This is a genomic window from Protofrankia symbiont of Coriaria myrtifolia (assembly GCF_900634755.1).
Lineage (GTDB): Bacteria > Actinomycetota > Actinomycetes > Frankiales > Frankiaceae > Protofrankia > Protofrankia coriariae.
The window spans coordinates 1-12,966 of record NZ_CAAAFS010000248.1 but is presented as its reverse complement, the minus strand read 5'-3'; the positions used below and the strand labels follow the sequence as shown (position 1 = coordinate 12,966).

At 72.4% G+C, this 12,966-nt stretch carries 7 protein-coding genes; 5 read left to right on the top strand and 2 right to left on the bottom strand.

The window, feature by feature from the left end; translation table 11 throughout:
- A partial coding sequence (locus tag CM1CMNOD_RS14200; protein ID WP_165490477.1) for a DUF234 domain-containing protein occupies positions 1 to 462 on the top strand: 462 nt, incomplete at its 5' end.
- 55 nt (positions 463 to 517) lie between these two features.
- Here the strand turns inward: CM1CMNOD_RS14200 and CM1CMNOD_RS14195 are convergent.
- Entirely contained in the window at positions 518 to 4,972 is a 4,455-nt protein-coding gene (locus tag CM1CMNOD_RS14195) for an FtsK/SpoIIIE domain-containing protein (protein WP_013874291.1), read from the bottom strand.
- 442 nt (positions 4,973 to 5,414) lie between these two features.
- Here CM1CMNOD_RS14195 and CM1CMNOD_RS14190 point away from each other — a divergent pair, with 442 nt between their 5' ends.
- The 3 genes from CM1CMNOD_RS14190 to CM1CMNOD_RS14180 all read left to right on the top strand — a co-directional run bounded on the left by CM1CMNOD_RS14190 (position 5,415) and on the right by CM1CMNOD_RS14180 (position 8,070).
- Positions 5,415 to 5,681 (top strand): hypothetical protein, encoded by a 267-nt coding sequence (locus CM1CMNOD_RS14190; protein WP_013874290.1) that lies wholly within the window; start codon positions 5,415 to 5,417, stop codon positions 5,679 to 5,681.
- The gene (locus CM1CMNOD_RS14185) at positions 5,678 to 6,025 is read left to right on the top strand and encodes a type II toxin-antitoxin system PemK/MazF family toxin (protein ID WP_206437657.1); all 348 of its coding nucleotides are present in this window, start codon (positions 5,678 to 5,680) and stop codon (positions 6,023 to 6,025) included. Before CM1CMNOD_RS14190 ends, CM1CMNOD_RS14185 begins: the two co-directional genes overlap by 4 nt.
- Positions 6,026 to 6,324: 299 nt before the next feature.
- A complete protein-coding gene (locus tag CM1CMNOD_RS14180) occupies positions 6,325 to 8,070 on the top strand; it encodes a hypothetical protein (RefSeq protein WP_131774024.1) in 1,746 nt (581 codons plus the stop codon).
- A 26-nt stretch (positions 8,071 to 8,096) separates the two neighbouring features.
- Here CM1CMNOD_RS14180 and CM1CMNOD_RS14175 read toward each other — a convergent pair whose 3' ends face one another.
- On the bottom strand, positions 8,097 to 11,768 hold the full coding sequence (locus CM1CMNOD_RS14175; protein WP_013874287.1) for an AAA family ATPase: 3,672 nt from the start codon (positions 11,766 to 11,768) through the stop codon (positions 8,097 to 8,099).
- A gap of 673 nt (positions 11,769 to 12,441) precedes the next feature.
- On the opposite strand from CM1CMNOD_RS14175, the gene CM1CMNOD_RS14170 reads away from it, so the two are divergent.
- The coding region (locus CM1CMNOD_RS14170; protein WP_278045209.1) for a cell division protein FtsZ at positions 12,442 to 12,966 on the top strand (525 nt) is incomplete at its 3' end.

The window sequence follows — 12,966 nt, the reverse complement described above, 5'->3', positions numbered from 1 at the left end:
GCCGGCCTGCCGCTCGTGGAACGGGGGCGAGGGGATCTGCTGCTGCGGCAGGTTAAGCGATCTTGGTATGCCTGGCGTGGCCGGGCGGTGGAACCGCTGATTCGGGAGGCTCTGCTGCGTATGGCGCCGGAACTCGGCTGGCCCGAGGTGGAGGCCGTCGGTGGCTGGTGGAACCGGCAGAACAACCCCGAGATCGACGTGGTCGGCGCTGACCGGGAGGGGGCTGCGAACCGGATAATCTTTGCCGGCAGTATCAAATGGCAGTCGACGCAGCCGTTCGACCAGCACGACTATGCCGCGCTGGTGCGTGATGTCACCGCGGTACCGGGCTTTGACACGTCGACCGAACTTCTCGCCATCAGCCGGACGGGTACTGTCGCCGGTGTTCCCGCCCATTCCATCGGCACAGAAGATCTTCTGACAGCGTGGAGATCTCTCCCGCGAAACGGGCACCCCGCGTAGGCAGCCGCGTCCCCGAGGACCGGAGCAGCCGTCGTCTCCGTCGGACCGGGGCGGTTCATTCCGTGACGGACGGCTGGCGGGCGAGGTGGATCAGGATGGTGGTGCGGGCGGTGGCGAGGTGGCCGCGGCCGGGTGGGGTGGCGAAGAACTGGTCGGGTTCCAGTTTGAAGCCGTGTTCACGCGCCACCACGGGCGAGGTGGGGGTGAGCAGCAGCCGGGCGCCGCTGGTCATGATTTCGCTGACGACGCGGGCGAGGGATCGGCGCTGGCCGGTGAGGATCGGCGCGGCGTCACCGCAGAGCACGAGCGCGTGCCGGCCGAGCGCGCCGGGGCTGGCGATGTCCTGCAGCAGGGTGGGGCCGTCGGCGAAGTTGACCTGCGTCGGCACCAGCGTGATCTGATCGCAGTCGTCGACGACCACCGCGTATCGCCCATCACCGAACGCCTCGGCGGCGGCCCGCAGGTCGGTGTCTTTGAGGACGGTCCCGGTGACGACCCGGACACCGCCGTCGTCCCCGATGAGGCTGGGCAGCGGTGAGCGGGGCGGGGCGATGGCCAGGACGCCGACACCGGCCCGCCGCAGCCCGCGGGTGACGACCGCCGCCGCGGTCGTCCGTCCGGAGCCGGCCGGGCCGGAGACGAGCAGCAGGTGCGGCCCGGCGTCGAAGAGGTCCAGGCCCACGACGTCCACGTCCGGGCCGCCCACGCCGAGCGGCAGCCAGGTGCCCGACGGAGCCGGGTCGGGCAGCCGGAGCGCGTCGACGGTGACGTGGGCCGGCAGCGGGGGGAACGGGCGTGGCAGCCCGGCCGCCGTGTGCTGGTCGGTTGTCATGGGCGGGCCGACGACAGGTGGCCTCGCTGCGAGCGGTCCCGCCGCGGCCGTCCCCGGTATGGCCGGCCGCGCCGTGACCGGCCCGGTCACGGCGGCCGTGGCCAGGCCCGCCGCGGACAGCCGGGTGGTCACCTGGTCGATGAAGGTGTCGGCGTCGACGGACGGGCGGCAGATCTGGATCTGGGCGCCGCTCGCGGCGTCCGCGGCCCGGCCGGGTACGGCCGGCGGGCTGGCCACCCCCGACGGCAGGTGCGCCCGGCGCAGCTCCTCCTTGCCGAACGGCAGGAGCAGGCGCCGGGTGAACAGGGCCGCCACCTTGCTGGTGAGCAGTTCCTGGCCACCGAGCGGTACGACATGCACGCCCAGCGGCGGCCCGGCGACGATCGTCTCGCGCAGCGTGGTCAGCAGCGACGTCTCCAGGAAGGTGGGGTCGCCGCGGTTTTCGAACCGCTCCCAGCCGTCGACGATGACGACGATCCACGGATCCCGCCGCCCGGCGGTCGTCACAGCGCCGCCCGACCGTCCGATCTGGCGGCGGGTGACCTCGTCACGTAGCCAGGTGACGAACCGGCGGATGCGGTCGGGCTCACCGCCGGCGATCACCGCGCCGCAGTGCGGCAGCCCGGCGTAGGTGGCCAGCCCCGCCGGCTGGTGCTCGATGACGTACACCTGAGCCTCGTCCGGCCGCAGGCGGGACGCCAGGCTGGTGATCAGCGTGCGGGCCAGCGTCGTGCGGCCCTGCTGCGGCCCGCCGGCGGCCAGCAGCCGGTCGCTGCCGGCCAGATCGAGCACGGCCGGTGGCTGGGCCTGGGCGTCGGGGGAGTCGATCAGACCGTACGGGACGGCCGTCGCGGCCGGTTCGTCGTCGCCCCAGGCCGTCGCAAGATCGTCCAGGGTCAGGTCCGCGGGCAGCGGCGGCAGCAGCGGCCGGAACGGCGCCGGGCGGCCCAGCCGGTGCGCGGCGGCCTCGACCGCGCGGACGGTCAGCGTCTGGTCGGTGGTCGCGCCGCCGTGGTCGGCCTGTTCCTCGGGGCGGGCGGTGCCGAGCGCGGTCCAGCCCACGATCCGGATCCGGGCGGGCGGGGCGCCACCGGCGGGCGGCGGGTCACCCAGGTAGCCGGACTGGAACACCCGCGGGGTCCGGGTCTCGTCCTTCGTGCACAGGATCATGCCACGGCCCCGCAGCCGGCCCGGGATGGTCGCGGCGTCCGATACGCCCAGGACCTCGACGCTGTCGGCCGGCTCGTTCTGCCGGAGCGTGATCCGCAGGTCGATGTTGTTCTTCAGCTCGGCCGACAGCTTGCCCTGCAGCGACTGGGTGGCCAGCACCAGGTGCATGCCGAGCGACCTGCCCTTGGCCGCGACGTTGACCAGCGCCCGCAGGAAGTCCGGGGACGTCTCCAGCACCCGCGCGAACTCGTCGAAGATCATCACGAGGCGGGGCAGAGCGGGCAGCCCGGGTGCGGAACGCCGGGCGGCCCAGTATTCGTCGATCTCCCCGCCGTACCGGGCGAGCAGGGACTCCCGGCGGCGCACCTCCGCGCGCACCGAGGCGAGCACCCGCTCGGCGGCGGCCTCGTCGAAGACGTCCGCGGAGGTCTCACCGGTGGAGCGGATGAGCCCGACGACGTGCGGGCAGCGTTCGAACGGCAGGAACGCGCTGCCGCCCTTGAAGTCGACGAGGACGAGGTTCAGCTCGTCGGGGGCGTTGGCCAGCAGCAGGGAGGTGACGAGTGTCTGCAGCAGGATGCTCTTGCCCGCGCCGGTGGCACCGCCGAGCATCGTGTGCGGTCCCTGTCCGGCGAGGTCGACGGTGACCGGCCCGTCCGCGTCCGCGCCGAGCGGCACCTGTGTGGTCGGCCCTGGCTGGTTCGCCCACAGGGCGAGCACGTCGTCCGCGGACGCCACACCCACGCCGACGAGGTCGAGGAAACGCACCGGGTAGGGGATGGCCGATTCGGCGCTGCCCAGTGACAGCCGGTCACGAAGCGGCGCGACGGCGCGGGCGAGCCGTTCGGCGTCGTCCGGGCTGGTGCCCTCGGCGCGGCCGACGCTGACCCGCTCGCCGCGATTGTGGGTGAGCTGGACGGCACCGGTGTCGTCGACCTGGCACTCGGCGCGGCACTCGTTCATCCCGTGCCGGTCGACGGCGATCACGTACACGCCGGCTTCCGGGCCGTCCCGCAGGATCGCCTTCATACCCGGCAGGTTGCGCAGCGCGAGCGCGCCGTCGAGCAGGACGACGACGTCCTCGGCGAAACGGACGGTGCCGGCGCCCCGGCGTTCGGCGGACCGGATGGTGATCAGATCTCGGAGCTCGGCGATGCGGCTGCTCCGGGTCTGTTCGGTGTTGCCGACCCAGCAGGGCACGGGGCCCGCGCTGTCGGCGGCGACGTGCGGCAGCCAGGTGGCCCACGCCAGGTGGTCACGACTGCCGGACGTGATCAGGACGATCCGGAGGTCGTCGGGGCTGCGGAGCACGCCGAGCTGGACAAGCAGCCAGCGGGCCAGGTCATCGGCCGGCCCGGACGCTCCGGTGACACCGAGGACACCCACGGTTCGCAGATCGACGGTCAGCGGCACGCCGTGCAGGGTGGGCTCCTCGAAACCGGTCCACCGTTGGCCGCGCAGGTCGATCGACGCGGGTTCGTCCGCGATGCCCACCCGCAGCCGCAGGCCGTCGGGGGAGTCCGCGTTGCGTGGCCACACCCGGCGGTCGGCTCCGGTCGCGGCGAGCGTGAGGTCGAGCCGGTCGGGCGCCCGCGCGCGGCGGATCTTCTCCTCGGCCGCCACGAGAGCGGTGATCCTGTCCAGCGCGGCCGCCTTCTCAGCCTCGAAGCGCCGGTTGTCGGCTGCTCGTTGCCCGCGGGCCACCAGTTGGGCGCCGAGAATGCTGACGGGACCGAGCAGGCACATCAGCAGGACGAGAGGGTTACGCAGGACCGCGAAGAGGACCGCGCCGGCGACGAGGGGTAACAGGGCGGGGATCCACAGGGCGCCCCGGGATGCGGCGTGACGGGACGGGGCCGACGGCAGCGTCAGCTCGGTGCGGCTGACGGCGGGTGTCGGCGCGAAGGCCCGGTCGAAGTCGAGACGGCCGTCCTGACCGCGGCTGGTCCGCAGCGGGGTCCGCGGCAGCGGCACCCACTCCATACGGTCGGTACCGGTCTCGAGGACGGCGCCGGCCGGGAGGGGAGCCGGGCCGGTCACGAGCGCGCCGTCGATCAGGGTGCCGTTGCTCGAGCCGAGGTCCTCGACGGTGACCGTGGCGTCCGAGGACACCGTGAGTGCCGCGTGCTGACGGGAGACCTCGTCACAGCCGAGCGCGACCTGGGTCTGCGGATCCCGTCCCAGCAGGTGGCGGCCTGGCGCGAGCCACACGATCAGGCCCGCGTCGTGACCGTCCCACACCCGTAGAGCACCGGCGACACCAGGTTGGACGGCGCGCGGACAAGGGCCCGGAGCACCGATACCGATCGTCGCGCCGTGCACCAGGGGGCTTTCGGCAACGCTCCCGGCGCGGTCGAGCGGCTGGTCGCCGACGAAGCAGCGGCGGCCGCCGACCGGCAGCGGCAGCGCGTCGAGCACGGAGCCGACCTCGGTCTCGGGAGCGGCCGATATCTCGACGTCGCGCCGGGTACCCGCGTCGGGGTCGTGCACACTCAGTCTGAGGATCATCTCCTGCTTCGCTCCCGTGCGCGTTCCACACCACCATCAGGCGACATCACTGCCGATGCCTCCATCACGCCTTTCGCGAAATCAGCCGGAATTGTTGGCAAATGTACTCGGCTGGTCTTTACGAACGCCAGCGGCCGGGAAGCCGGCCGCTGGCGCGGCCCAGCATGCCGGCCGACCGCCTGGCTTGGCCGTCGTGTCCAGCGTGGCATCTGAAAAGACGACACGATCGGCAAATCGGTGAACTGGGCCGGAGCGGCGCGGTGCGCCTCTGATGCGGGGCCCAACCGCCGAGTCCCGAGGCCGGTCGTATCCCGGTTGGCCGGGACGGCGACGTGGTGCAACCCCGCTGGCGCGTGTCAGCGTCGCGTTTCACGACCGGACAGTGCTCCCCTGTGGGCTACCGTCGGGTTTACGGTGGCGTAAACTTGATGATGTGACGACCATGATGCGGGTGAGTCCCGAGACCAGGGAGCGGGTGCTTCGGGTCGCCGCCGAGGACTTCGGCGGCGCCAGCGCCGACGAGACCGTGCGTCGGCTGCTGGACGAACACTGGCAGCGCAAGGCCGTCGCCGCGATGGACCGTTTCCGCGCGCAGGATCCGGGAGGCTGGGCCGAGTATCTGGCCGAGGGACGGGCGTGGAGCGCGGTGGACGCCCCGGTCGCCGACGAGGCGTGGGATGCCGACGAGGTGTGGGACGAGAGCGTGTGAGGGTGGGCGTCGCGCCCTGGGAGGTGTGGTGGCTCGACTTCGATCCCACCGAGGGGCGTGAGCAGGCCGGTCGGCGTCCGGCCCTGGTGGTGTCCTCGCGTTTTCACCTGGCGTTGACCGGCGGCGCGCTCGTCAGCGTCCTGCCGTTGACCACGCGGGAGCGGCCCGGCTGGATTCACCGGGTCCGGATCGACGTCCCCGGCAAGCGTGCCGGCTGGGTGATAACCGAGCAGGTCCGGACGGTCTCGGCCGGCCGGCTGACCGGCCGCGGCCCGCTCCACCGGCTGGACGCCGAACAGGTCGCCGAGGTGCGCACTGTCCTGGCCCAGATGATCGACCTCTGATGGGACGCCCGGAGCGCCGCCGCCGATCCGCGGAAACCTCAGAAGAGGTGGGGCGGGGGCTGTCAGGCAACCGATAGTGACGTAGCTCAATTGGTCGTGGGAATGTGCTCTGCGAAGCATGGTGGCCCGCCGGCGGTATGGCGACCGACCAGCCCGTCACCGGTCGGCGACATCGACGCCGGGCATACAGCGACGGGGGAGCGATGAGCATTGTCTCCAGACCGGAGATCCCATCTTCTGAGCCGGATGTTGCCTCATTTCCGTCCCGTGACCTGGCGGCACTGCGTTTCCGTGAGCGGTTGAGAGGTTATTTCTCGACCAGGGTGACCGACGACTTCCAGGCCGGATTCGCCCGGGGTCACTCCGCGCGGACGTCGGTCCGCATCGATCTCACGGTCGACTTCGACGACGCCGATGCGCTGCTGCGTGACCAGAGCACGCCGGGCCGCCCGTCGGGAAGCGTGCGGGTGCCGATCCTGTCGAGCACGGCGCTGACGATCGAGGACGGCGAGTGCGTCCTCAGCGAACCCGACCCCGATCGGGTCGAGACCTGGCACGCGCGGTACCGTCTGCTGCTCGTCGCCGACGACGGTGGACGCTACATCCTCGAGGGCTTCAAGGTACTGCACGATCATCCGGGGCTCGACGCGTGGTCCGACACGACCACCCTCAACCTGACGCTGCGCACGGACGACGGGCGGACACTCGGGGCGGGCCGTGCCAGGTCCGCGTGGCGCGGCCCGCTGCGGGCGCTTCGCCTGGCCCGGCGGGTCCGGGCGCCGTGGGCGATCGAGGTGCGCGGTGTCACCGACGCCGGCCGCCGCCGGGAGTACGAGCTGGCCGCCCTGAAGCTGCTCGCCAGGCACCTGCGGCGGATCTACGGCGGCCCGCTGGACGAGGCCCGGCGCTTCCCCGCCGCCACGGCCCACCGGCCGGCCGGCCCCAGGCGGCGGGCGCTGCGCCTGCCGGAGCCCGAGGTTCGCTGGTGCGGCGAGGGCGGTCGCTGGCACGAGGGCGCCGAGGTGGGCGCCGACGGCTGGCTGCGCCTGATCCGCTACCGGGGCGGGGAGAAGGGGCCGGTGCTGCTCGCCGCCGGGTTCGCCATGTCCACCGGAGCCTTCGTCACCGACGCGATCCGCACGAACCTGACCGAGTTCCTGGTCGAGCACGGCTACGACGTCTGGCTGTTCGACTACCGTGCGTCCATCGACCTGCCGTCCTCGACCACCCAGTTCACCATCGACGCCATCGCCACCGAGGACTGGCCGACCGCGGTCGCGGAGGTCCGGCGGGTGACCGGGGCAGCCGACGTCCAGGCGTACGGGCACTGTGTGGGCTCCGGGTCGCTGCTGATGGCGCTGGCGGCCGGCAAGCTGCCCGACGTCCGCTCGGTGGTCTGCGCCCAGTTTCCGCTGCATCTGGTCACGTCACGGCTGAACAGGCTCAAGATCGCCCTACGTGTCAGTGAGCTGCTCACCGCCGCCGGTCTCAGGCTGGTCCGGCCGGCCCGCCGGTTCACCCTGCCGAACGCCGCCGTCGACCTGGCGTTACGCGCGCTGCCGATGGCCCCGTCGGAGCGGTGCGGCCAGGCGCTGTGCCGCTGGATCAACGCCATCTTCGGCTGCACCCACCGGCACGCCCAGCTCAACCAGGCCACCCACGAGGCGCTGCACGGCATGTTCGGCGTCGGCAACATCGCCTCGCTGCGGCACCTGGCGTCGATGATGCGGGCGGGCCGGGCCGTCGACGCCGCGGGCGGCGACGTCTACACCCGTGATCCGCGGTTCCTGCGGCTGCCCATCCACCTCCTGCAGGGGACGGAGAACTACATCTTCCTGCCGGAGGGGAGCGCGCGGACCCTGCGCTGGCTGCGCGACGCCAACGGCCCGGAGCTTTACAGCCGCAGCATCCTGCCCGGTTACGCGCACCTGGACGCGGTCATCGGCCAGAACGCCGACCGGGACGTCTACCCGCTCATCCTCCAGCACCTGGAAGCATCCGCCGAGGTTTTGACGGCCCCCGCCGAGGTCGAGCTGTCACGGTGACCGGGCCCGTCGCGGCGGTGACCGGGTCAGGCTCCTGGCGGTATCTGCCGGGCGGCGCGGGTGCGTATCGCTTTCAGGTCGAGCTCGGCGGCGGTCCGCAGCGCGGCCGCGCGCAGGCCCTCGGCGCGTTCCCGGTCGCCGTCGCAGCCCCGGGCGGTCAGCACGAGCGCGTACTCCGTCTGGGTGAGCGCGACGAACGGCACGGAGCCCATCGTCTGGTGCCGCTCCAGAGCCGCCTCGAAGTGTGCGCAGGCGGCGTCCCAGCGGCCGAGTGTCCCGGCGAGCACCCCGAGGTGGTGGGTGACCGCACCGAGGAAACCCGCCAGACCCAGGGTGGCGTTGTGCCGGGCGAAGGGGAGGACGAGGTCGTAGAGCCGGCCCGCCCACTCCTGCTCCCCGACCGCGGTCGCGGCCTGGATGAACGCGACGATGGTGGCCCACCACGAGTAGTTCTCGTCCAGTCTGGCCGGCGCGTCCGGGGAGAGCCGGCCCAGTAGTTGACGGACCTGGTCGTCGGCGCCGGACTCCGCGCCCAGCCAGGCTCGCATCGCCGGCCAGATCTGGATGTGTGACTGGAGGGTGGCGATGTCGTCGATGAGCGAGCGGGTGTCGGCGAGGCGTCCCTGCAGCCACAGCATCGGGAGCGCCTGGCCGATGGGGATCAGGTCGATCTGCGAGTGGCCGAGCTGGCGCAGGTGGGCCTGCAGCTCACCGGCCAGCCGTTGGGCGTGCCCGTAGCGTCCCTCGATGGTGGCGACGACCACGTTCCACATGGTCGCGATCCGCAGGAACTCGGGATGGCGCAGTTCGCGGGCGAGGTCGGTGAGAGTGGCGGCGGTGTCGGCGGCCAGCTCGAACTCCCCTCGCCGGAACCGTGCGGACATCTTGATCCGCAGTCCGTCCAGGAGCAGCTCGTGGTTGCCGAGTTCCTCGCCCAGCCGCAGGATCTCGGCGGCGTCGACAAGCTGCTCGTCGACGTCGCGGGGGCCGTCCAGCGCCCAGCAGCGGTGGCGCAGCACGGTGGCCAGGGTGGCGAGGTCCCGCACCCGCCGGGCCATGGCGATCGCCTCCCGGCAGAGGGCGACCCGTTCGGCGTACGGGCGCTCGTGGTGTATCCAGTGGGCGAGCCGGCCCAGGGCCCTGGCCCGCGCCGGACTGTCGGCGGTGCCCAGACGCTGCAGCGCCTCCTCCAGCAGTGCCCGGCCCTGTGGGTCGGGGCTGACCGCCGGGGGCAGCACGCCGCCGTAGCCGAAGGCGGCGCGGGTGAACAGGTCGGTGGAGTCACTGCTACGGGCGGCGGCGGCCGCCTCGAGGAAACGGGCGTCCCGGGCCGGGTACTCCCCGGCCCGCCCGTGGGCGTCGCCCAGGGCGAGCAGCAGTTCGGCGCGCAGCCCGCCGCCGTTGCGGTCCAGCACGTCCAGCGCGCGGCGGTAGTGCAGCACCGCGCCGTCGAAGGCGGCCTCCGCCAGGGCCCGGTCGCCGGCGAGCCGCGCGTAGTGGACGGCCCGGTCGGCGACGGCCGGGTCCGCGGACGCCCAGTAGTGGTGGGCGAGCTCGGCGTGGGCGCTGGCCTGGCGGTCCTGGAAGGCGTCCCCGATCCGGCGGTGCAGCCGGGCGGCCCGGGTGAGGCCCAGGTTGTCCCGCAGGAAGCGGCGGACGACCGAGTGCGAGAAGACGTACCGGGCGGCCTGGTCGTGGTCCTCGTGCACCAGACCGGCCTGCTGCGCCTCGTCGAGGAGGTCGAGCAGGCGCATCTCGTCGATCCTGGTCGCGGTGCTGAGGATGTCCACGTCGAACTCGTGGCCGATCACGGAGGCGACGTCCAGCGCGGCGGCGCACTCCCGGGACAGCCGGCTCAGCCGCCAGCGCACCAGATCCCGCACGGTCTCGGGGATCTCGACCTGGGACGGGGCCGGCGGCCCCGACAGGTCCGCCAGGTGTGCCGGCAGCGGCCGGTCCGGCTGAAGGGGCCCCGTGGGGGTCAGCGGGGCCGGCAGCGGGTTCGGCGGTGCTGGCAGGCCCGCCGGCACCGCCGGGTCCGCTGACGGGGCCCGGCCGGATGCCGGGAGAGGAGCGGGGAACAACGTCCCCATGTCCACCAGGTGGCGCATCATCTCCGTGAGGAAGAACGGGTTGCCCGCGGTGTCCGCCCGCAGTTCGCGGGCCAGCGCGAGGTCGGGCCCGGACAGCCCGCCGCCGGTGATCCGCCCGAGCAGTGCCACGGTCTCGTCGTCGTCGAGGCCGTCGACGGTGATCCGCCGGCAGCCGACGTCCCGGACCAGCCGGGGCAGGAAGTCGCTGAGCTCCCCGTGGTCGGTGCTGCGGTAGGTGGCCACCACGAGCAGCGGGGTGGCCCGCAGCGCCCGCGTGATGTGCTGTAACAGCAGCAGGGAGGAGCGGTCCGCCCACTGCAGGTCGTCGAGGACGGTCAGCACGGGGCGACGGGCGGCCATCGTGCCCAGCCAGCCGTCGATGGCCTCGAACAGGCGGAACCGTTCGGCCTCGGCGTTGCCCGGCAGCGGGGTGCCGACGACGCCGATGCGCTTGGCGACCTCGGGGAACAGCCGGGAGATCTCGTCGGCGTGCTCGCTGAACTCGGCGCGCAGCACGGACCGCGGGCAGGTGCGGGAGTATTCGCTCAACGCCTCCCGGTAGGCCTGGTAGGGAGCGAGGACGTCCTCGTCCCAGCGGCCGTAGAGCACCAGTCCGCCGTCGTCGAGCGCGATCCGGGCGATCCGGGCGGCCAGCGTGGTCTTCCCGATGCCGGGCTCCCCGCTGACCAGGGCGAGTACCCGGTGCCCGGAGCGGGCCCGCTCCCAGCTTTCCCGCAGGGCCCGCAGCTCGGTCACCCGGCCGACGAAGGCGGCGTCCGCCATGCTGGCCAGCCAGCCGAGGTGGGAGCCGGCGGAATGCTCGCTGTCGCTGTCGCTGTCGCTGTCGGCGTCGTCATCGGCGTCAGTGCCGGCGGCCGTCTCGTCGCACATCCCGGCCGAGGCGGACGCGTCGGGGGCTCGCAGCGGCGGGAAGGTGTTCTGCAGGCCGGGTACGGCCAGCTGCCAGATCCGCTGGGTCTGGTCGAAGTCCTTCAGCCAGTGCTCGCCGAGGTAGCGCATGTCGAGGCCGTCGGGCAGGGCGTCCTCGACGAGCGAGTGGGTGATCTCCGACAGCAGGATCTGCCCGCCGTGCCCGGCGGCGCACAGCCGGGCCGCCCGGTGTACCCCGAGCCCGACGAACCGGCCGGTCCACGCGGTCGGCTCGGTGGTGTGGAGGCCCATCCGGACGCGGACCCGGGCGCCGGCCGGCCACTGGTGCGCCGCCAGCGCGCGCTGGGCGGCGACCGCCGCCGCCACGGCATCCTTGGAGGTACGGAACGCGACGAAGAACGAATCGCCCTGGGTGTCGATCTCCCGGCCGTTGTTGGCGGCGAAGGCCTGCCGTTGCAGGCGCTGGCAGGCGGCCAGGATGTCGCCGTAGCGTTCCCCGTGCCGGCGTACCAGCCGGGTCGAGCCCTCGATGTCGGTGAACAGCAGCGTCACCGTGCCCGTGGCGGACGGTTCGCCCGACAGCGGATCGGTCAGCATGTTCTGGTCGACGAGGGAGCCGGGGGTGACCAGGCGTATCCGCGGTCCAGGTTCCACGGCGGCCTCGTCCGTACCGCCCGGCTGGTCGGCAGCCCCGGAGGTGTTGGTGACGGCCACATCGCACCCCTCGGTTCCCCGGGCTCTCCGACGAGACGGAGAAGTCATGATCATGATGGCTTTGGTCCACTGGATACTCACGGGTGAAACCCGGTGGGGAAGCCCGCACAGGGATATCAAAACACCTGCCAGGGTCGTGCACGCGACAACGGGTCGCCCATGTCCGGAAGCGTCGCGGGGGATTGCCGGACGTCGCGGTTTGCTCACGGTCGACGGGCGATCGTGACTCACTTCCTTCGGGTGATCGGACGGATGCTGTCAGTCGTCATCCTCCCGGCAGGCCGGCCGAACGCCTCGACGTGCGGCCGGTGAAGCGGCCCGCGGGGGCCGTGGGGGCCGTGGCCGGGCCGGTCCCGATTCCGGGGGATTCGGACGATCCCGGGCCGGGCCGGCCGGAGCGCTCATCCCGGGTGTGGCGGATGATGTGACCGAACGGACGGGAAAGGTGTGACGTGACGCGCCGAGTGCGTCCTTGACCCCCGGGTTGGTCCTCCCTACTGTCCGGTCCACGGTCGGAAGTTGACATAACATTAACTGTCTAGCTGACGGTGAAGGTTGAAGCTCGCCGATCGTCACCCGTTCCATCCGCTCGGTGCAGCCTTCCCTGCCGCACCGGCCGGCTGGGGCACGCCCCCCCGTCCGCCCATCGATGCCGCTGGAGGACCGACACCGCATGGCAGCTCCACAGAACTACCTGGCGGTGATAAAGGTCGTCGGGATCGGCGGTGGCGGTGTGAACGCCGTCAACCGCATGATCGAGGTCGGTCTCAAGGGCGTCGAGTTCATCGCGATCAACACCGACGCCCAGGCTCTGCTCATGAGCGACGCCGACGTCAAGCTCGACGTCGGCCGTGAACTCACCCGCGGCCTCGGCGCCGGCGCGGATCCGGAGGTCGGCCGGCAGGCGGCCGAGGACCACCGGGAAGAGATCGAGGAAGTCCTCAAGGGCGCCGACATGGTGTTCGTCACAGCCGGGGAGGGCGGTGGCACGGGCACCGGCGGCGCGCCGGTGGTGGCCAACGTCGCCCGGTCCCTGGGCGCCCTGACGATCGGTGTCGTCACCCGTCCATTCACCTTCGAGGGACGTCGCCGCGCCACCCAGGCCGAAGCCGGGATCGACGCGTTGCGCAACGAGGTCGACACCCTCATCGTCATCCCGAACGACCGGCTGCTGGCGATGACCGACCGTGACATCAGC